23 protein-coding genes are annotated in these 20,469 nt (G+C 39.0%); 19 read left to right on the top strand and 4 right to left on the bottom strand.

The genetic code is table 11. The features are described 5' to 3' along the window. Window positions 1-41: 41 nt before the first annotated feature. Entirely contained in the window at window positions 42-968 is a 927-nt protein-coding gene (locus CCAL5182_RS08815) for a ribose-phosphate pyrophosphokinase (RefSeq protein WP_169938749.1), read from the top strand. A 33-nt stretch (window positions 969-1,001) separates the two neighbouring features. On the opposite strand, the gene CCAL5182_RS08810 is transcribed toward CCAL5182_RS08815, so the two are convergent. From CCAL5182_RS08810 to CCAL5182_RS08800, 3 genes are all read right to left on the bottom strand, one after another. Next, window positions 1,002-1,424, bottom strand: a complete 423-nt coding sequence (locus CCAL5182_RS08810) for an Rrf2 family transcriptional regulator (protein WP_169938751.1) — start codon at window positions 1,422-1,424, stop codon at window positions 1,002-1,004. A gap of 292 nt (window positions 1,425-1,716) precedes the next feature. Continuing rightward, entirely contained in the window at window positions 1,717-2,091 is a 375-nt protein-coding gene (locus CCAL5182_RS08805; protein WP_169938753.1) for a cupin domain-containing protein, read from the bottom strand. A gap of 9 nt (window positions 2,092-2,100) precedes the next feature. Further along, on the bottom strand, window positions 2,101-2,736 hold the full coding sequence (locus tag CCAL5182_RS08800) for an NAD(P)-dependent oxidoreductase (RefSeq protein ID WP_169972569.1): 636 nt from the start codon (window positions 2,734-2,736) through the stop codon (window positions 2,101-2,103). A 171-nt stretch (window positions 2,737-2,907) separates the two neighbouring features. Here CCAL5182_RS08800 and CCAL5182_RS08795 point away from each other — a divergent pair, with 171 nt between their 5' ends. The 6 genes from CCAL5182_RS08795 to CCAL5182_RS08770 are packed head-to-tail and all read left to right on the top strand — an operon-like array spanning window position 2,908 to window position 6,823. Beyond that, the gene (locus CCAL5182_RS08795; RefSeq protein ID WP_336610817.1) at window positions 2,908-3,660 is read left to right on the top strand and encodes a DUF4198 domain-containing protein; all 753 of its coding nucleotides are present in this window, start codon (window positions 2,908-2,910) and stop codon (window positions 3,658-3,660) included. Continuing rightward, entirely contained in the window at window positions 3,660-4,244 is a 585-nt protein-coding gene (gene cbiM, locus CCAL5182_RS08790; protein ID WP_169938759.1) for a cobalt transporter CbiM, read from the top strand. The genes CCAL5182_RS08795 and cbiM overlap by 1 nt, the downstream gene beginning before the upstream one ends. Next, window positions 4,241-4,645 (top strand): hypothetical protein, encoded by a 405-nt coding sequence (locus CCAL5182_RS08785; protein ID WP_336610816.1) that lies wholly within the window; start codon window positions 4,241-4,243, stop codon window positions 4,643-4,645. The genes cbiM and CCAL5182_RS08785 overlap by 4 nt, the downstream gene beginning before the upstream one ends. Then, on the top strand, window positions 4,642-5,292 hold the full coding sequence (locus tag CCAL5182_RS08780; protein WP_336610815.1) for an energy-coupling factor transporter transmembrane component T: 651 nt from the start codon (window positions 4,642-4,644) through the stop codon (window positions 5,290-5,292). Before CCAL5182_RS08785 ends, CCAL5182_RS08780 begins: the two co-directional genes overlap by 4 nt. After that, complete coding sequence (locus CCAL5182_RS08775) at window positions 5,289-5,954, top strand: energy-coupling factor ABC transporter ATP-binding protein (RefSeq protein WP_336610814.1); 666 nt, start codon at window positions 5,289-5,291, stop codon at window positions 5,952-5,954. Before CCAL5182_RS08780 ends, CCAL5182_RS08775 begins: the two co-directional genes overlap by 4 nt. Then, complete coding sequence (locus CCAL5182_RS08770) at window positions 5,951-6,823, top strand: ABC transporter six-transmembrane domain-containing protein (protein WP_336610813.1); 873 nt, start codon at window positions 5,951-5,953, stop codon at window positions 6,821-6,823. The genes CCAL5182_RS08775 and CCAL5182_RS08770 overlap by 4 nt, the downstream gene beginning before the upstream one ends. Here the strand turns inward: CCAL5182_RS08770 and CCAL5182_RS08765 are convergent. Then, window positions 6,767-7,102 carry a DsbA family oxidoreductase gene (locus tag CCAL5182_RS08765; RefSeq protein WP_336610812.1) on the bottom strand — a complete coding sequence of 112 codons (336 nt, stop codon included), beginning with the start codon at window positions 7,100-7,102 and terminating at the stop codon, window positions 6,767-6,769. The two genes, CCAL5182_RS08770 and CCAL5182_RS08765, sit on opposite strands and share 57 nt — an antisense overlap. A 379-nt stretch (window positions 7,103-7,481) precedes the next feature. Between CCAL5182_RS08765 and lepA the strand changes: the two genes are divergently transcribed. From lepA to CCAL5182_RS08705, 12 genes are all read left to right on the top strand, one after another. Next, window positions 7,482-9,278 (top strand): translation elongation factor 4, encoded by a 1,797-nt coding sequence (lepA, locus tag CCAL5182_RS08760; RefSeq protein WP_336610818.1) that lies wholly within the window; start codon window positions 7,482-7,484, stop codon window positions 9,276-9,278. Between the two features lie 28 nt (window positions 9,279-9,306). Beyond that, window positions 9,307-10,017 (top strand): hypothetical protein, encoded by a 711-nt coding sequence (locus CCAL5182_RS08755; protein ID WP_336610811.1) that lies wholly within the window; start codon window positions 9,307-9,309, stop codon window positions 10,015-10,017. 9 nt (window positions 10,018-10,026) lie between these two features. Beyond that, the gene (locus tag CCAL5182_RS08750; protein WP_170017238.1) at window positions 10,027-10,584 is read left to right on the top strand and encodes a YajG family lipoprotein; all 558 of its coding nucleotides are present in this window, start codon (window positions 10,027-10,029) and stop codon (window positions 10,582-10,584) included. Further along, a complete protein-coding gene (locus CCAL5182_RS08745; RefSeq protein ID WP_169938776.1) occupies window positions 10,584-11,153 on the top strand; it encodes a ComF family protein in 570 nt (189 codons plus the stop codon). The genes CCAL5182_RS08750 and CCAL5182_RS08745 overlap by 1 nt, the downstream gene beginning before the upstream one ends. Before the next feature lie 61 nt (window positions 11,154-11,214). Then, window positions 11,215-13,815, top strand: coding sequence for a DNA gyrase subunit A (gene gyrA, locus CCAL5182_RS08740; RefSeq protein ID WP_336610810.1), 2,601 nt, complete (start codon window positions 11,215-11,217; stop codon window positions 13,813-13,815). Window positions 13,816-13,851: 36 nt separating this feature from the next. Next, window positions 13,852-14,346 carry an LPP20 family lipoprotein gene (locus CCAL5182_RS08735; protein WP_169938779.1) on the top strand — a complete coding sequence of 165 codons (495 nt, stop codon included), beginning with the start codon at window positions 13,852-13,854 and terminating at the stop codon, window positions 14,344-14,346. Further along, window positions 14,322-14,729, top strand: a complete 408-nt coding sequence (locus CCAL5182_RS08730; RefSeq protein ID WP_169938781.1) for a hypothetical protein — start codon at window positions 14,322-14,324, stop codon at window positions 14,727-14,729. Before CCAL5182_RS08735 ends, CCAL5182_RS08730 begins: the two co-directional genes overlap by 25 nt. After that, entirely contained in the window at window positions 14,726-16,027 is a 1,302-nt protein-coding gene (locus tag CCAL5182_RS08725) for a sigma-54-dependent transcriptional regulator (RefSeq protein ID WP_336610809.1), read from the top strand. The genes CCAL5182_RS08730 and CCAL5182_RS08725 overlap by 4 nt, the downstream gene beginning before the upstream one ends. Next, window positions 16,024-17,058: an aspartate-semialdehyde dehydrogenase gene (locus CCAL5182_RS08720; protein WP_336610808.1), complete on the top strand. Its 1,035-nt coding sequence runs from the start codon at window positions 16,024-16,026 to the stop codon at window positions 17,056-17,058. Before CCAL5182_RS08725 ends, CCAL5182_RS08720 begins: the two co-directional genes overlap by 4 nt. Window positions 17,059-17,222: 164 nt before the next feature. Further along, a complete protein-coding gene (locus CCAL5182_RS08715) occupies window positions 17,223-17,732 on the top strand; it encodes a YqhA family protein (protein ID WP_336610807.1) in 510 nt (169 codons plus the stop codon). Window positions 17,733-17,872: 140 nt separating this feature from the next. Continuing rightward, window positions 17,873-18,895 (top strand): uroporphyrinogen decarboxylase, encoded by a 1,023-nt coding sequence (gene hemE / locus CCAL5182_RS08710; protein WP_336610806.1) that lies wholly within the window; start codon window positions 17,873-17,875, stop codon window positions 18,893-18,895. Between the two features lie 164 nt (window positions 18,896-19,059). Next, on the top strand, window positions 19,060-20,469 hold a 1,410-nt coding region (locus CCAL5182_RS08705; protein ID WP_336610805.1), incomplete at its 3' end, for a cache domain-containing protein.

Here is a 20,469-nt window from a genome sequence, read left to right as displayed (position 1 = left end):
AAAATTATATGAATTAATTCATGCCAAAAAAGGTTATAAAAATGAGAGGTTATAAAATTTTTTCAGGAACGGCCAATCCTGAGTTTTCTAAAAAAATAGCGCAATATCTTTCCCTGCCACTTAGCGAAGCAAGCATTAAGCGTTTTAGCGATGGCGAAATAAGTGTGCAAATCGGCGAAAGCGTAAGAGGAAAAGATGTGTTTGTCGTCCAACCGACCTGCGCCCCTGCAAATATAAATTTAATGGAACTTTTAATATTAACAGACGCTTTAAAAAGAAGTTCTGCTAGCTCGATCACTGCAGTTATCCCATACTTTGGCTATGCTAGACAAGATAGAAAAGCAGCTCCAAGAGTGCCTATCACCGCAAAACTTGTAGCAAACATGATGCAAGCAGCAGGTATAAACCGAGTAGTTACCATGGACTTACATGCCGGTCAAATTCAAGGCTTTTTTGATATACCGGTAGATAACCTTTATGGAAGCATTGTGTTTACCGATTATGTAAAATCAAAAAATTTACCAAATCCAATCGTAGCAAGCCCTGACGTAGGCGGTGTTGCACGCGCAAGAGCGCTGGCAAAAAATTTAGGCCTTGACATGGTTATCGTAGATAAACGCCGCGAAAAAGCAAACGAAAGCGAAGTTATGAATGTTATCGGTGATGTAAACGGCAAAGACGTAATACTAGTAGATGACATGATAGATACAGCAGGAACGATCGTAAAAGCAGCAAAAGTTTTTAAAGAAAAAGGTGCAACTAGTGTTATGGCATTTTGTACTCATCCGGTGCTAAGTGGTGCCGCATATGAAAACCTTGGCAAAGGCTATCTTGATGAGCTAGTGGTGACTGATACAATACCTCTTAAAGAGGAGCTTCCTTGTATAAAAGTGCTAAGCGTAGCACCACTTTTTGGTGAAACCATAAGAAGAATTTATCACAACGAGAGCGTAAACTCACTATTTTAAATTTTATGAACGAGGCTAAAAAACAGCCTCGTTTTACTCCACAAAATTTAACTCATCAAGTAATTTTTGTAAACTCGCGCTAGCAAGACTATCAAACATAGCTTGCTGGGCACTTTTAAATTTTGGTGTTAAAAGACTTTGGATCTTACCTCCAAGCGGACAAGGTGGTGGTGAGTTTTTATGAATTTTAAATATATCCCTTTCGCCATCGTTTACCGCCATAAATATATCAAACAGTGAAATTTCACTTGGGCTTTTTGCTAGGTTTATGCCACCTACCCCGGCTCTGGTTATGACTAAATTTGAGCGTTTTAAAAGCGCTATGATGTTTCTTATGATGACTGGATTTGTCCCCACCGTATCAGCCAAAAACTCGCTTGTATTTTTTTCATCTTTAAAATACTCACAGCTAAGTAAGATGTGAATAGCGATAGAAAATTTTTGTCCTATTTGCATTTAAATTCCCCATACCGAATATCTTTTAATCAAAATCTTACCATTTGCTGAGGTTACATACAACACGTATGCACACTTGCAAACGGTGTGATTTTAACTAAATTATACCCACTCTGTCTTGAATATTTATTTCAAGGTTACTTTTTAGATAAATTTGATATTTTATGAGCAAAAAGCTACGCGCCTAAAAATAGTGCTAAACGAAATGAAGCCTATTTTTAGTGCCGTTAGGGCGTCGCGTCCGCTTTGAGTGAGTAAATATATCAAATTTAGCCGTCAAAGCTTTTAAATTTTACAACCAACTAGGCTTTACGTCCTCATTTATCACGCCATCACTCATAGTAAACTGCTCTAAGCTATCTTTTTTGGCTTGGATACAGATATATTTCATACCATTACTTCCTGTCTTAAAGCATCTTTTTCCAGCTGGGTCGATACGGATAGCATCGCCCTTTTTTACCTCTACCTCTTCGCCGTCGATAAACAGCACTCCGCCACCTTCAAGCACTAGATAAACCTCCTCATTTTGCTTATGCGAGTGAACAAATGGCACACTCACGTTTGCGCCAAATTCATTTATAGATAGCTCACAGCCGCTTAAATTTAGAGCCTCTTTTAGCTCAACTCTTGGCTCATTCTTGGTTGATACAATTTTGTAGTTTGACATTTTAGCTCCTTACTTCCCAAGTACGCTAAAGCGTTTTTGTATAAATTTTTCATTTTTTATCTCATCCACCATCGCTATCGCGTAGTCAGCGTAGCTTATCACGCTCTCGCCCTTCTCATTTAGCGTAAATTTCTCACCAGCCACGATATACTCACCAGTTCTTGGCATATCCACCTCAAACTCAGCCGCTGGAGATAGATAAGTCCACTTTACATCATCTCTCTTTCTAAGCTCGTCAAGCCCCTGCGCCATCGCATTTGCCGTTGGCTTATACTCAGCTGGAAACTCAGGCGTATCGATAAGTCTCACACTCAAAGCATCATCCACATACAAGCTACCAGCACCGCCAACCACCAAAAGGCGTGTATCAGTACCACTTAGCAGGTCAGCCACGTGCAAAAGACCGTCAGTATGCAGGTGTCTAGTCTCATCGCTCCACGTACCAAACGCAGTTATCACAGCGTCAAATCCAGCTAAATCAGCCTTTTCAAGGCTCATTATATCCTTATATATCACGCCTGCTTTGTCGTTTTTATACTCTTTATTTCTCACCACCGCAGTTACTGCGTATCCTTGGCGAAGCGCCTCATCTACTATCCTAGCTCCTGCTTGTCCATTTGCTCCTATAACAGCTACTTTTTTCATCTTTTTCTCCTTGAAATTTTTTGTTGTAATTATATTAGTTATAACTGATGAGCGAAGTATAACCACTTTTTGTTGTAATGTCAAGAGTTACAATAAAAATAATTTTATATCAGCTATTTTTAAGTATTTAACCTGCATAATTTCGTAATATTTTTTTTGAAAGGGTAATAAATGAATAAAACACTTATATCAGCGATGCTTCTTTGCGCTACTTCAGCGTTTGCACACTTTGGCGTGGTTTTACCATCAAATTCTACGATAGATGATCAGTCAAATGCGACTCAAAAGATAGTTTATAAATTTAACCATCCTTTTGAAAATGAGATGATGGATATGCAAAAGCCAAAGGTGGCTGGGGTATTTACCGCTGGTAAAAAGCAAAATTTTACAAATTTGGTAGAGAAAAAAGAGGGCGAGTTTAAGTATCACGAAGCTACTTATGAGATAAAAGAGCCTGGAGTTTACCAGTTTTTCGTAGATCCTGCACCGTATTTTGAGCCTGCCGAGGATACATTTATAAGACACATAAGCAAAACCGTAGTAGACGCATACGGCTTTGGCGAGGGCTGGGACGAGCCTATAGGGTTAAAGGCTGAGATAGTGCCACTCACTAGGCCTTACGGACTATATAAGGGCAATATCTTTACCGGCGTAGTTATGTACAAGGGCGAACCGGCAAAAGGCGTGATAGTCGAGGTCGAGTACTACAACGACAAGGGCAAGGTCAAAGCACCAGGCGAGGACTTTATAACACAAGAAGTTAAGACAAACGAGAGAGGCGAGTTTAGCTTTGTTATGCCACTTGCTGGATGGTGGGGATTTGCCGCGCTTATAGAGGATGATGAGACTATCAAAAAGGATGGCAAAGAGTATCCGGTGGAGATCGGCGGAGTCATCTGGGTAGAGACCAAAGAGTATAAGTAATGCACATAAGCGAAGGGGTACTACTGCCCCAGATCATCATACCTGCAAACGTCGTAGCGGGTGCGCTTAGCGCGTACCTAGTCTATAAACTAGAGGTTAAAGATATACCTAAAATCGCCTGTATGAGCGCGATATTTTTTATCGCCTCATTTATCCACGTACCGCTTGGGCCAACCTCCATACATCTTATCTTAAGCGGCTTGGTCGGCGCATTTTTGGGCATAAACGCTGTTCTTGCAGTGCTTATCGCGCTATTTTTACAAGCTCTATTTTTTGGATATGGTGGCATAAGTGTACTTGGGGTAAACCTGCTGGTTCTCGCGCTTCCTGCGATTTTAGGTAGGTATTTTTTGCATCTTTCATTTATGAAGTATCAAAAATTTTGCTGGTTTTTGGCGGGATTTGTGCCTATACTCGTCTCAGCCCTCGCGCTTAGCGGTGTTTTGGTGCTAAATGGCAAGGAATTTGTGGCCGTCGCAGGTCTAGCACTAGCTTCAAACTTTGCCCTCATGGCTATCGAGGGCGTGATAAGTCTCTTTGGCATCGGCTTTATATATAAGGTAAATAAGGATCTGCTTAGATGAAATTTTGGCTAGTTTTTGTCCTTTTTTTAAATTTCGCAGACGCTCATGCGCTAAAGGTTTTTGCTAGACAAGATGGAAATTTTGTAGAGATAAAGAGCTACTTTAACGCGAGTTCGCCTTGCAGGGGGTGTGAGGTTAGTATCATAGCGGATGGCAAGGTCATACAAAGTACAAAAACAGATGATAAAGGCATGGCTAGACTAGAAATAAAAGCGGATAAATTTGAAATTTTTGTCGATGGCTCACTAGCACACGAAAAGCGGATAAATTTCGTAGCTGATAGGTCAAATATGACAACAGAGGAGCCAAAAGAGAGTGATTTTATACTCAAATTTATAGGCTCACTTGCTATCATTTTTGCAGTTTTTGGCGCACTTCATATCATAAAAAGGCGCAGATGAATCCCTCTATAACAATAGTAAGCTTTAGCATATTTAGCCTATTTGTCGCACTTTCAAGCACTATTTACGCAAGCTTTCTTTTGCCATTACTGCTTCTTTTTGCCCTAAATTTCAGCATCATTTTTGCCGTTATAAAAAGGGTTATCTTTCTAAATTTATTTATCGTTTTTGTCGCACTTAGCGTCATGCTGTCACAAAACTACGACTTAGCCCTACTTATCTTTATAAGGTCAAACCTCATCTTGCTTTTTGGCGGACTGCTCTTTTATGGCGCGAACTACTACGACATCGCAAGAGGCGTATCAGGGCTAAGACTTGATGGAAAGGTAAGCTACTTGGTTTACTTTAGCATTAGATTTATCGAGATGCTAACGAGCGAGCTTTCAAGGATAAAAATGACGCTAAAAGCACGTGCCTTTGTGCGTAAAACCTCGCTTTTTACCTATGAAACATACGCGAACGTCGTTGCTATGCTATTTTTAAAGGCGTTTCACAGTGCAAATATGCTTGAAAAAGCGATGATAACGCGTGGCTTCGAGTGTAAATTTTATGAGCTTGACGGGGCAAAAAAGATAGGTTTTTATGATATTATACTGTTTGCTTCTGTTTTGGTGGCAGTGATTTTTAGAGTTGGAGTTTTGGTTTGAGCTGTTCGGTGACTATCAGAAATTTATCAGTTTGTGCGGATGAAAATTTACTATTTAGCGGAGTAAATTTAAACGTCTCACATAAAGAAAAGATAGCCATAATCGGCGCAAATGGCTCAGGCAAAACCACGCTTCTTGAGACTATCGCAGGGCTTAGAAACGCTAGTGGCGGTGTCATCGAGCTGTTTCACGAACCTATGTTAAATCTTGATAGCTTTAAAAAATATAGGGGCGAGATAGGCTATCTGTTTCAAGATAGCGACGATCAGTTCATCTACCCAAAAGTGCTTGAGGACGTGGCATTTAGCCTACTTTCAAGAGGCGTAGATAAAGATGAAGCGGTGGAGAAATCAAGGGAAATTTTGGAGCATTTTGATATCTGGCACCTAAAAGACAAGATAGTCTTTCACCTCTCAGGTGGCGAGAAAAAGCTTGTAGCACTTGCTGGAGTACTCATCTCAAAGCCTAAAATTTTACTACTTGATGAGCCGACAACCGCGCTTGACTTTAAGATGCAAACAAGACTGACGCAGATACTAAAAAGCCTTGACATAAGCCAAATCATCGTATCTCACGATAAAGAATTTGTGCGAAATGTCGCGGATAAAATCTACTATCTAAACGAAAACGGACTAAGCGAAGATAGGGCTGGGATTTTATGAAGCCAAGCGCTTTTAAAACCCTGCTTTTTATAGCAAAACAAAATTTTAAAAGGCTGTTTTTCACTTTTAGCTTAGTTCTAGCTGAAAATGGACTATTTCTAGTCTATCCTATACTTACCGGTATCGCTATAAACGCGATAGTGGATGGCAACACCCTACTAGCACTCAGCTACTCGGCGATGGTATTTATCGGCTGGGGCTTGGGCGCTGTTAGACGCAGAGTGGATACGCAGGTCTTTACCAAAATTTACGCAGAACTAGCCGTAAGCGTCATCATGAGTGAAAAACGAGCCAAAAAAGATGAAAGCACTATCATTGCTAGAGCAAATTTATCACGTGAGTTTGTAGACTTTTTCGAGCAACACTTCCCTATGCTTTTTACCTCGGCTGTTTCGATATTTGGCTCAGCGATAATGCTTTTATTTATCGAGTTTTACGTGGGTTTGGCAGTTTGCGTTTTGCTTGTTATATTTGCTATTTTACTGCCAAAGTATATCGCCAAAAACGAAAGGCTTTATCTAAAGCTAAACAACCAACTTGAACGCGAAGCAAAACGCATAAATGCAGGCGATGAGTACATACTTACGCGTCACTACGGCATACTTTCACGCCTTCGTATTCGCATCTCAAACCGCGAAGCGATGAGCTTTTTTATCATCGGCGTAAGTGCGGCGATACTATTTAGCCTAGCCATATTTTTATTATCAAGCAACAACGCAAACGCAGGACATATCTACTCCGCGCTTACCTATCTTTGGACATTTGCGATTAGCCTTGATGACGCACCAAAGCTCATAGAAGAATTTAGCAAGCTAAAAGACATCGGCAAACGTGTAAGTATAGAGCTTGATGGCGATATAAAAGAATAGCTTTTGCCCTTTTATCACTTCTGGCATATCTGGTGTTCCTTGCGCTCCTGATATGCTAAATTTATCATCAATGATAAAAAATGACACCGCCGAAATACCCATTTTATAGGCTTTTTCTTCATCGTCGCTTATCTCTTGCTTGCATCTGTCTGAGTTTATAATTTCTGGTGTTTGACTCTCGTCTAACCCGATTTGCTTAGCAATTTCAACCAAATTTACTTGCTCTGAAAGCAAAGAATTTTCGATAAAATACACCTTAAAAATAGCTTCACTAGCCACATCACTACATCCTTTTTTCTTGGGCGAATTTTTACAACCTGCGAACGTCAAAAATTAGTGATTTTACACCTTTTCATAGTTTGTATCGATGTCCACTCTCTTAGCCGTATACTCTATACCGCATATCATCTCCATCGCCTCAGCCTTGTTTTTGCGGTATTTTCCCGATACGCTCTTTGCACACTAATCCCCACAAACTGCTTCTATACTATTTTGCCTTTAAAATTGCTCCACTTGCCAATATAGCAAAACGCACAAACAAAATCAAAATAAATTTCTATTTTTGCTATCTATCTATTTTATGATTAACTCTTAATTTATCGCTTTTTAATTGAAATTTAGGCAATATAAAAGCCAAAAAATTTAACATAAAGTAAAAATTTGTATGAAAAACATCAGAAATTTTAGCATCATAGCCCATATCGACCACGGTAAAAGCACGCTTGCAGACCGCCTTATCCAAGAGTGTGGAGCAGTAAGCGACCGCGAGATGACATCGCAGATCATGGATACTATGGATATAGAAAAAGAGCGCGGTATCACGATAAAAGCCCAAAGCGTAAGACTAGACTATAAGCTTAATGGAGAAAACTACGTATTTAACCTTATCGACACTCCCGGACACGTGGACTTTAGCTATGAAGTTAGTCGCTCCCTTGCCTCTTGTGAGGGTGCATTGCTTGTTGTTGATGCTAGCCAAGGCGTTGAAGCTCAAACGATAGCAAACGTTTACATCGCACTTGAAAACAACCTAGAAATCATCCCCGTAATCAACAAGATCGACCTCCCTGCAGCAGACCCGGAGCGCGTAAAAAACGAGATCGAACACATCATCGGACTTGACTGCTCAGGCGCTATCGAAGTTAGTGCAAAAAGCGGTATCGGCATAGACAAGCTACTTGAAGCTATATCTACAAGGATCCCTGCTCCTGTTTCAAATGAAAATTCCCCGACAAAGGCGCTGATTTATGATAGTTGGTTTGATAACTACCTTGGCGCACTTGCACTTGTTCGCGTATATGACGGTAAAATTTCAAAAAACGATGAAATTTTAGTCATGGGGACAGGTAAAAAACACATCGTATTAGACCTAATGTATCCAAACCCGATAGCTCCTATAAAAACTTCTGCCATAAATTCAGGCGAAGTAGGCGTAGTGGTTTTAGGTCTTAAAAATGTTAGTGATGTGCAAGTCGGAGATACCATAACCTCGGTAAAAACCCCTACAAAAGAGCCCATAGGCGGCTTTGAGAGGGCAAAACCTTTTGTGTTTGCAGGACTTTATCCGATAGAAACCGATAAATTTGAAGATCTGCGCGACGCGCTTGATAAGCTAAAGCTAAATGACAGCTCGATAAGCTACGAGCCTGAAACTTCTATCGCACTAGGATTTGGCTTTAGGGTGGGCTTTTTAGGCTTGCTTCACATGGAAGTCGTAAAAGAGCGCTTGGAGAGAGAGTTTAACCTAGACTTAATCGCAACCGCGCCAACCGTTACATACGAAGTAGTGCAAACAGACGGCGTCATAACACAAATTCAAAACCCAAGCCAACTTCCTGCCGTCAATAAAATCGAACACATAAAAGAGCCGTATGTCAAATCAACCATTATCACACCGACCGAATTTTTGGGTAATATCATCACGCTTCTAAACAACCGCCGTGGTATGCAAACCAAGATGGACTACATAACGCCAGAACGTGTTTTACTTGAGTATGATATACCGATGAACGAGATTGTTATGGACTTTTATGACAAGTTAAAATCAAGCACAAAAGGATATGCTAGCTTTGACTATGAGCCTAGCGATTATCGTATCGGAGATCTAGTAAAACTTGACATAAAAGTAGCCGGAGAGACAGTGGATGCTCTATCTATCATCGTACCTGAAAGCAAGGCGCAAACCAAGGGCAGAGACTTTGTAAAAGCCATGAAAGAGATAGTGCCTAGACAACTTTTTGAAGTAGCTATCCAAGCAAGTATCGGCAACAAAGTTATCGCACGCGAGACGGTAAAATCAATGGGTAAAAACGTAACGGCAAAATGTTACGGTGGCGATATAACACGTAAAAGAAAGCTGCTTGAGAAGCAAAAAGAGGGCAAGAAACGCATGAAAGCCATAGGAAAGGTAAATTTACCGCAAGAGGCGTTTTTGAGCGTTTTAAAGATAGACTAAACAAGATATATAACCTTAAGGAGATATGATGTTTTGGTTTAAAAATTTATTTTTAGCTTTATTTGTAACGCTGTTTTTGAGCGGTTGCGGATATAAATTTTTTGGCACCGAGTACGGATACAAGATGGATGATGAGACTAAAACAGCATTTAACGAAGTCATGCGACTTAAGGTGGATTGTAGCGAATGTAGTCAAAATTTTCTTGCTAAAACCATAACCATAAACGGACGCGAATACACAAGCGATGTCGCGATAAAGTGTTGCTTGTCTAAAAATTTAATAGATACAGACATCGGACTTAAAAAAGTATATATCCACCGCATAACAGACAGCAGAGAGAGTGCAAAAGGGATAGAGTATACTAACAAATATGACCAAAAATGGCTTTATGACACAAGACCAAGCCTTGAAGCATTGTTTTATACCTTTTTAGAAGATGAGCTAAATTCCAGAGGAATTTTAGTAGTTGGTACACAAACATCGCCATATACATACAGACTTGATTTTGACTTTAGGAATTTCTGGGCGACTTATGACTATGATAGTAAAATTTTAAGCGGTAGATTAAGCGGAAATTTAGTCATTTCTAATATAAATTTTAAAAGAAATTTAGGGATTTCAACAAAGCAACAAGTCAAACGTCTAAATGCAAATCAAGCCAAAGACTTTGACTTCTTTGTCGCACTTTTAGTAAAACAAGCTGCGATCAAAGTAGCCGGTGAAATTTCAAAAATTTAAGGAGCTAAGATGAAGAATTTAAAGATATTATTTGCGGCCTTACTTGCCTTGCTGGCTTTTAGCGGATGTTCACCAACTCAAAGTGTGGTAAATTTAGAGCCTTACAACACCAAAGCCGCCTCCAAAACAAGCTATAAAGATGTCTATATCGCAAACATCCATGATAACCGTAAAAACAAAAGCGTAGTCGCTACGATAACAGACAGTAAAGGCAGCGTCAAAGAGTATGTCATGTTGCAAAACGACCTAGCAAGCTGGTTTAATGAGGCTCTAACGACAGAACTTAAGGCAAACGGCGCAAATGTAGGAAATTTAAGCGGAGTGGTCGCAGAAATTTATATAAACGAATTTAGCGCAAATATGAGTGGATTTGCCTCAGATAACACTCGTGGCAATATAAAAATTCTACTTAAAATCCAAAAAGGCGAAACAACCATAACAAAAAATATCTCAAACGAACAGACAAAATTTGAGCTTATACCGTCAGGAAACGCCTTTAAAACACTACTACGAGATATGATAAATGACGCCGTAAAAAGAGTTGCGATACAAATTTTAAACAGCTGATGTTTTGTCTTAACTGCGGCTCTTTTAGTATATTTACATTTTGCAAAATTTGCGAGTTTAGCTTAAAAGAGCCTACATTAGCACTTCGCGAAGTTGAAGGTTTTAAAATTTACAGCTTTTACGAATACTCTGCAATCAAAAATTTAATCCACTCAAAACATAAATTTCACGGAAGCTTCGTCTACAAAGCTCTTGCAAATTTAAGTTTTAAGAAATTTGCAAAAAATTTTACTCTAAATTTAAAAGCAAATGTCGTTGCTATAGACGATCATATCTTGCACGGCTACTCTCACACAGCCATACTTGCAAAAGCTATGTCAAGCAAAAATCTACGCCCGATATATCGTGTTTTGCACGCTACGTCAAAAGTAACCTACTCCGGGAAAAGCACAAAATTTAGGCAAGATAATCCAAGAAATTTTAAAATTTTAAAGTCACCAAAATACCCTGTAATCCTGGTTGATGACATCATAACTACCGCAACAACGATGATAGAAGCCAAAAGCACACTTGAAAAAGCCGGTTTTGAAGTGCTTTTCGGTCTAGTTTTAGCAGATGCAAGGTATTAATTATTTAGCAAGGTTTTATTAAATTTTAGATAAAATCTAGGAGTTAATTTTAAGGATAAAAATGGAAGATAATATTTTAAACATAAACCAAGAGATTGAGGCTGTAGATATCGAGGATTCGATAAAGGCGAGTTATCTTGATTACTCCATGAGTGTTATCATCGGTCGTGCTTTGCCTGACGCAAGAGACGGACTAAAGCCGGTTCATAGAAGAATTTTATACGCAATGAACGACCTTGGTGTAGGCTCAAGAAGTCCGTATAAAAAGTCTGCTCGTATCGTGGGTGACGTCATCGGTAAATATCACCCGCACGGTGATACCGCAGTTTACGACGCACTTGTAAGGATGGCACAAAGCTTTTCTATGAGATATCCTACCGTTGACGGGCAAGGTAACTTTGGCTCAGTTGACGGCGATAGCGCAGCTGCGATGCGTTATACTGAAGCTAGGATGACTATCTTGGCAGAAGAGCTTTTGCGCGATATAGACAAGGATACAGTTGACTTTATCCCAAACTACGACGATAGCACAAGCGAACCTGATGTTCTTCCTAGCCGTGTGCCAAACCTACTTCTAAACGGCTCAAGCGGTATTGCCGTCGGTATGGCTACAAATATACCGCCACACAGTCTTGATGAGCTCGTGGATGGTCTTTTGTTGCTTCTTGATAACAAAAATGCCTCACTTGAAGAGATAATGCAACACATAAAAGGCCCTGATTTCCCGACAGGTGGTATCATCTTTGGCAAAAAAGGCATCATCGAAGCCTACCGCACAGGACGCGGTCGTGTTAAACTTCGCGCAAAAACTCATATCGAAAAGAAGCAAAACAAAGACGTTATCGTTATAGACGAGCTACCTTATCAAACCAACAAAGCGCGTCTTATAGAGCAGATCGCCGACTTAGTAAAAGAAAAGCAGATCGAAGGCATTAGCGAAGTTCGTGATGAATCAGACAGAGAGGGTATCCGCGTAGTTATCGAGCTAAAACGTGATGCGATGAGCGATATTGTATTAAACAACCTCTTTAAATCAACCACGATGGAAAGCACCTTTGGCGTGATAATGCTTGCTATCGATAACAAAGAGCCAAAAATTTTCTCTCTAAGAGAGCTTTTAAATTTATTCTTAAATCACCGAAAAACAGTAATAATTAGAAAAACAATTTTTGACCTAGAAAAGGCAAAAGCAAGAGCGCATATCTTAGAAGGTCTAAAAATCGCCCTTGACAATATAGACGAGGTCATATCTTTAATCAGAAACAGCGCCGACACAAGCATGGCTCGCGAAGGACTTATGTCAAAATTCGGACTTAGTGAACTTCAGTCAAATGCCATACTTGACATGCGTTTAAGCAAGCTAACCGGACTTGAGCGTGAGAAGCTAGATAATGAGTTAAAAGAGCTAATGGCTGAGATCGCAAGACTTGATGAAATTCTAAAAAGCGAGGTTTTACTTGAGAATTTAATACGCGAAGAGCTAATCGAAATTCGCTCTAAATTTAAAGTCCCTCGTATAACAGAGATTGTTGATGACTATGACGATATCGATATAGAGGATTTGATACCAAACGAAAATATGGTCGTAACCATCACTCACCGTGGATATATCAAACGCGTGCCAAGTAAACAATACGAAAAGCAAAAACGCGGCGGTAAAGGCAAAGTGGCAGTCACAACATATGATGACGACTTCATAGAGAGCTTCTTTACGAGCAACACGCATGATACGCTTATGTTTATAACAGACCGCGGACAGCTTTACTGGCTAAAAGTTTATAAGATCCCTGAAGGAAGTCGCACGGCAAAAGGCAAAGCGGTTGTAAATTTAATACAGCTTCAAGCCGAAGAAAAGATAAAAGCGATCATCCCCACAACCGACTTTGCGGAGAATAAATCTCTTGCATTCTTTACCAAAAACGGTATAGTAAAACGCACAAATTTAAGCGAGTTTAAAAACATCCGCTCTATCGGCGTAAGAGCTATAAGTCTTGATGACAACGATGAGTTAGTAACGGCACTTATAGTAGAAAACGATGATGATTTCGTGCCAGAACAAGAGATAACAAATGACGCAGAGCAAGTTATAGAACCCGAAATTTTAAATGACGAAAACACTGATGAAAACCTAGAGAGTGATGATTTAAGCGGTGAAAAAATGCTATTTATCGTCACCAAAAAAGGTATGTGCCTTAAATTTAATGTAAGCAAAGTTCGCCAAATGGGAAGAACCGCAAGAGGTGTAACAGGAATTAAATTTAAAGAGCTAAACGACGAGGTCGTAGGTGCAGCAGTTATAGAAAACAACGAACAAGAAATCTTAAGCATATCTCAAAAAGGTATAGGCAAGCGAACCACTGCAGAAGAGTACCGCCTAACAAACCGTGGCGGCAAAGGCGTTATCTGCATGAAGCTCACAAACCGCACAGGAGATCTCATCGGCGTTGTAATGGTTGATGACGAAGCTGACTTGATGGCGCTTACATCAAGTGGCAAGATGATACGCGTAGATATGCAAAGTATACGTAAAGCAGGACGCAACACAAGTGGTGTCATCGTCGTAAATGTCGATGGAGACGATGTTGTAAGTATAGCAAAATGTCCAAAAACCGAAAGTGAAGACGACATAGAAGAGTCTGAAGACGAAGGTCTTTTGGAATAAAATTTGCTTTAAAGAAAAAATTTTAAAGGTTAAAGTATGATTAAAATCAAAGCTCTGCTTATATGTGCTTTTGTTGCGCTTTTTAGCGGTTGTTCATTTAACGGTTTTTTTGCCGATGAGCCAAAACGCGAGATCATAGTTCAAAAAGTCGACAAAGACGATCTTAGAGAGGTCATGAAAAAAGAGAAGATGATCTATGACGCAGCCCCTGCCGAGACTACATTTAGGGCAGTTGGCGAGGGCATAGCTCCTCTTAACTCGGTATCTCACGCACAGTCAGTCACTTTAGCAAAACGCGCAGCAATGGCTGATGCCTACAGTCAGCTTGCAGGCAAACTTTACGGAGTTAAGATCAATGCCGAAGATACGGTCAGAGATGCTATGCTTTCAGACTCTTCTATCACTTCTAAAGTGCAAGGTCTTGTTAAAAACGCAAGAATCGTTAACGAGAGCTTTAAAGACGGACTTTACAAGGTCAATATGGAGCTTAGGATAGACCAAGATAAGTGGCGCGAAGTCTTTTCTTACTAATATCTCTTATAAATTTAATGTTTAGCTCAGAAGAATTTATCTTCTGGGCTAATATAAACACAACAAATCATGTCGTAACATCTGAAGAAATTTCATTTTCAAGAGCCATGGTTTTAAAATACAAAGGCGATTTAAAATTTCTTTGCGAGATAGACGAAACGCTCGATAACAACTCAACTGTTATAGAATTTTTAAACCTTCATAAAGACAAAATTTTCAACTGCTTTTCATTGCAAAGAGTGGACGTAAAAAGCGAATTTCGCAAGAGAAATAACGACATCACACAAACTTCAAATTTTAAAATACCGCCGATAAGATTTATAATAGAATTTAAGCCAAAATCGGCTATTATTGGGGTATTTAAAAGCGAGGAAGATAGATGAATGTAGTTATCGTTGAAGATGATATAAACATGAGAAAATCTCTCGAACTCGCACTTGCAGAGTATGAAGAACTAAATATCAAAAGCTACAAAAGCGCGGCTGAGGCCATCAAAAAGATGGGAGAAGATACCGATGTTATCGTAACCGACATAAATATGCCCGGTATGGACGGGATAGAATTTATCAAAACTCTTGACGGCAAATTTGATGTCATCATTATCACAGGAAACGCCACTTTAAACAAAGCCATAGAAAGTGTAAGACTTGGAGTAAAGGACTTTTTAACCAAGCCTTTTGATGCTCAAACTCTTTACGATGCCATAAAAAGAGTTGAAATTTTAAAACAAAAAGCGCCAAATTTTACACAAGCAAAAGAAGCTAAAACACAAAATAGTGATGAGTTTACTCACGTTTCACCATCTTTAAAGCCCGCACTAAATATCGCTAAAAAAGCAGCCTTAACCGATGTTAGCATCATGCTTTTTGGAGAAAGTGGAGTTGGCAAAGAGGTATTTGCAAATTTTATCCACAAAAACTCACCTAGGGCAAACAAACCATTTATCGCTCTAAATATGGCGGCGATACCTGAAAATTTAATAGAAAGCGAACTTTTTGGCTTTGAAAAGGGTGCATTTACCGACGCTGCAGCAGCTAAAAAAGGACAGTTTGAGCTAGCTAACGGCGGAACACTATTTTTAGACGAGATAGGTGAAATGCCTATAAATTTACAGCCAAAACTTTTACGCGCACTTCAAGAACGTGAGATAACAAGGCTTGGCGCGACAAAAAGCACGAGTATCGATGTGCGCATAATTTGTGCAACAAATGCAAATTTAGAAAACCTAATATCTCGCGGTAAATTTAGAGAGGATCTGTTTTATCGACTAAATACTATCCCTGTCTTAATCCCTCCTTTAAGAGAGCGTCAAGAAGAGATCATGCCTATCGCAAAAAAAACACTCGAAGATGTTTGCGCTCAGTATGGTTTTGCGAATAAATTTTTTAACCAAGAAGCAAAAAATGAACTCTTAGGATACGACTTTCCAGGAAACATCAGAGAGCTCATCTCTATCGTCCAGCGAGCGGCGATACTTAGTGAAAATGACGAGATAACAGCCAAAGACCTTTTTATAAAGAGTAGAAAAAAACAAGAAATTTCAGATAAAAAGCGAGAGCTTTTTGCAGATGTTTTGCGTAGTGTTGAGGGTGATTTAAAGGAAGCTTGCGAGATATTAAATTTAAGCGAAAATGAACTAAAAGAGAAGATAAAAATATACAATTTAAAGGAGTTTGAATGAGAAAATTCAATGTTGCCATAGTCGGCGCAACAGGTGCGGTCGGTGAAGAGCTTTTAAATGTTTTAGCAGAAGTTGATTTTCCGGTTGCAAATATCTTACCTCTTGCAAGCGCTAAAAGCGCAGGCTCGTCGGTGGAATTTGGCGGCAAAGAGTATAAGGTGGTAGAGCTAACCGAGAGTGTGTTTGAAGAGAATGAAGTAGATATCGCATTCTTTAGCGCAGGAGGCTCGGTTTCTGCTAAATTTGCTCCAATAGCGGCTGCTAGCGATGCTGTAGTTATAGATAATACTAGCCATTTTAGAATGGATGCGGATGTGCCTTTGGTTGTTCCAGAGTGTAACCCGCAAGACATAGCTTTATGGAAAACACGCGGTATTATCGCAAATCCAAACTGCTCAACTATTCAAATGGTGCAAATTTTAAAACCTCTTGATGATGTTTACGATATCCAAAGAGTTGATGTAAGCACCTACCAAGCAGCCTCTGGAGCAGGCAAGGAGGGCATGGAGGAGCTAGTGCTTCAAATGCAAAAATTCTTTGAATTTAAACTTGACGAGTGCGAGCCAAAAGTATTTGCGCATCGCCTAGCATTTAACGTTATACCTCATATCGATGTGTTTTTAGACAACGACTACACAAAAGAAGAGATGAAAATGGTCAACGAAACACAAAAAATACTACACAAAAACATGGAAGTAAGCGCAACTTGTGTTCGTGTGCCTGTTCTTAGAAGCCACTCAGAAGCCATAACTATCCACTTTGCAAAAGATGTAGACGCTCTTCATGCAAAAGAAATTTTAAGTAAAGCTCCAAGCCTTATAGTACTTGATAACCCAAGCAAAAAAGAGTATCCAATGCCTCTTCACTCTACCGACACAAACGACACTTACGTAGGAAGAATTCGTGTAGATAACTACAGGCCAAATGTTCTTCACCTATGGTGTAGCGCCGATCAAATCCGAGTAGGAGCTGCTACAAATGCTGTTAGGATCGCTCAAAAATGGATAGAGCTTCCAGAAAACGCTCTTTAATGCAATAAACTAGCTATGAAAATTTCATAGCTAGTAATTCAACCACGCATATAAATTTACAAAGCCTAGATTCTTTGTTTTTATAAATTTATTTATTGATAAAATTTAGTAAATTAAGCCAAATTTTTATAGAATACCGCCTTTATAAATTTCAAAGGAAAAAAATGCTTAAAAGAATTTTTGAGAGATTAATGATCGCAAGTAACGCATTTACGATACTTCCGGTTATCTTTTGTCTACTTGGAGCCATAGTGCTTTTTATCATCGCAAGTTATGATGTTTTAGTTGTTTTTGGCGACGTATATGCTTACTTTTTTAAAGGATTTCATCCTGATGATTTTCACTCCGATATCGTCGGCGTAATAGTCGGAGCGATCGACTTATACCTCATGGCACTTGTGCTTTTTATATTTAGCTTTGGCATTTATGAGCTGTTTATAAGCGAGATAGACGAGCTAAAAATCGACAAAAGCTCAAACGTCCTTGAGGTGCACTCTCTTGATGAGCTAAAAGACAAACTAGCAAAAGTTATCGTAATGGTTTTGATCGTAAATTTCTTCCAACGCGTCTTGCATGCAAATTTCACAACTCCACTTGAGATGGCATATCTTGCAGCTTCTATACTTGCGCTTTGTGTTGGACTTTATTTTTTGCACAAAGGCGGTTCACATTGATTTAGACCCATCTTCAAATTTTTGCCTTTTATGCCCTACTTTATTGGCGTTAAACAAACGCCAACCCTGCAAGTGCGGATTAATCTTAATATATGCTATTTTTCTATATAATCTAACAATCTTAAAAATAAAGGAAAAGCATGATTTTTATTGATGCCTGCTTAAAAAAACCAACTCCTTATACTCCCGTTTGGATGATGCGTCAAGCCGGTCGCTACCTACCAGAATACATGCAAGTTAGAGCGCAAGCCGGGGATTTTCTATCGCTTTGCAAGGATTATAAAAAAGCCAGCGAAGTTACGATACAGCCTGTTGATATTTTAGGCGTTGATGCCGCGATACTTTTTAGCGATATTTTGGTAGTTCCACTTGAGATGGGCATGGAGCTTAAATTTATAAAAGGCGAAGGCCCTGTATTTGACGAGTCCGTTAAAAACCTAGAGGACTTAGAAAAGCTTGATAGCGCAAAAGCTGTTAAAAATTTAACCTATGTTTACGATACTATTAAGCTAACACGCCAAAATTTAGCTGCCGATAAGGCTTTGATAGGATTTTTGGGTGCTCCTTGGACGCTTGCTACATATATGATAGAGGGCCAAGGCACAAAAACTTACGCGATCTGCAAAAAAATGCTCTATTCAAACCCTGAACTTTTGCATCAAATTTTAGATAAAGTTACTGCCGCTTGTATCGGTTACGCAAAAGAACAAATTCGTTCGGGAGTAAATGCTATACAAATTTTTGACAGCTGGGCTGCCGCTCTTGAAGAGAGTGCATTTTTTGAATTTAGCTGGAAATATATCATTAAAATCGTGGATGAAATCAAACGTGAATTTCCTCAAATTCCGGTTATCGTATTTCCAAAAGGCATAAGCGGTTATTTGGATAAAATTTCTGGAAATTTTGATGTTTTTGGTGTTGATTGGAGCACTCCGATAAAAACCGCACGTGAAAAGCTAAGCCCAAAATACGTCCTTCAGGGCAATATGGAACCAACACGTCTTTATAGCAAAACAGCTATTGATGAAGGCGTGTCACACGTACTTGAAGCCATGAAGGGTGCTCCTCATATCTTCAACCTAGGTCACGGCATACTTCCTGATATACCAGTCGAGCATGCAAAATACTTTATAAAAAAAGTACAAGAAGACAGCAGAAGATAAACCAAATGCCGGTTTAAAGCCGGCATCATCTTAAAAATAAATTTTTTCCAAATGACACATAAATTTTAATAAAAGTAATATGTAAGTTGTTACGTTATATAATGCCAATCTTATAAAATGCTGTTAAAAATAAATTACTTTTATACTACAAAAAAGGATAAATTATGGGCTCAAAACTCGTAAAAAGTGTCGTGCTGTGGATTAGTGTGTGCTTGGTTGCAGGGCTTAGCATATTTTCATTTACCAACTTTTTCTTCGTCAAGAAGGAGACCAACAAACTTGTTCTCTCTTCGCAATACAATGTCGTAGAAAATAGTATAAATTACCTAAATAGCTATTTTGTTTCCAAATTTAGACCTATAAATTTTTTAGCCAGCAAACTAAAAGATAAAGATATGTCAGAAGATGAAATTTTAAGCGTCTTAAAAACAGGTCAAGAGTCTGCCGATTTTGCACTATTTTATATGGGCTTTGAAGAAAACGGCAGAATGCTTCGCTCAAATAACAAAAACCAATGGCCAAGCGATGGCTACGATCCAAGAGCTCGTGGCTGGTATAAACAAACCGCACAAAACGGGAAAAATACCATAACCGATGCCTACATAACTTCAACAGGCAACCACCTAGCCATTTCGCTAACCGCGCCTATTTATAAAAACGGTAAACTGTCCTCAGTCGTTGCCTCTGATATTTTACTTGAAGGTCTTAGCGACAGTATACTTGGCATGAAACACTACGAAGAAGAGAAGATCATCGCTATCGATCAAAAAGGCAGGATGCTCATAAACCAAGACAAAGAGTTGATATTAAAAGAGCTTCCTTTAACAAAAGATCTTATCAATATCTTCAAAGATGACAATAAAAAAATTTTAGGCGAGTTAAGAACGCATAAATTTACAGAAAATGACGAAACAATGGTCGCTGCATGTCTAACAGAACCGTCTTCAAATTTACTTGTATGTTCGGTTGTTCCTCTTAGCATAAATGACAAAAGTTCAAATGCACTTTTACAAACACAAGTCGGACTATCTGTGGCATTTATAGTTTTAATCTCGCTAATACTAATGCTAATAATGAGTTACAAACTAAAACCTATAAAAGATATAGAGCTTGGACTCGTGGGCTTTTTCAACTTCCTGCACAACAAAACAAACAAAGTAACCGACATCAAGGTTGCCTCAAATGATGAACTTGGCAAAATGGCAAAGATGATCAATGAAGGTATGCAAGAAATATCTACTCAAAAGATCAGTGAAACACAGTTTTTAAAGAGTGTAAATACCTTTATAAAACAGATAGAAAACGGCAAATTTGCAACTACCTTGGATGATATAACCACAAATAACCCAACATTAGAAGAGCTTAAAGAAGATCTAGCAAATTTACAAAAATCTCTAAAAATAGCCATATCTTCAAACAGTAATGATGTCTTAAATTTACTAACATCTTACAAAAAGCATGACTTCACATCTCGCCTTGACGACAGCGGCATGATAGCTAGCGGAGTAAGTGCTCTTGGAGAAGAGATAGCAAATATGCTAAAGACTAACCTAACTCAAGCAGAAGGCTTACAG

Source organism: Campylobacter sp. 7477a (assembly GCF_014892335.1).
Taxonomy (GTDB): domain Bacteria; phylum Campylobacterota; class Campylobacteria; order Campylobacterales; family Campylobacteraceae; genus Campylobacter_A; species Campylobacter_A californiensis.
This window is presented reverse-complemented; position numbering and strand designations above follow the sequence as displayed.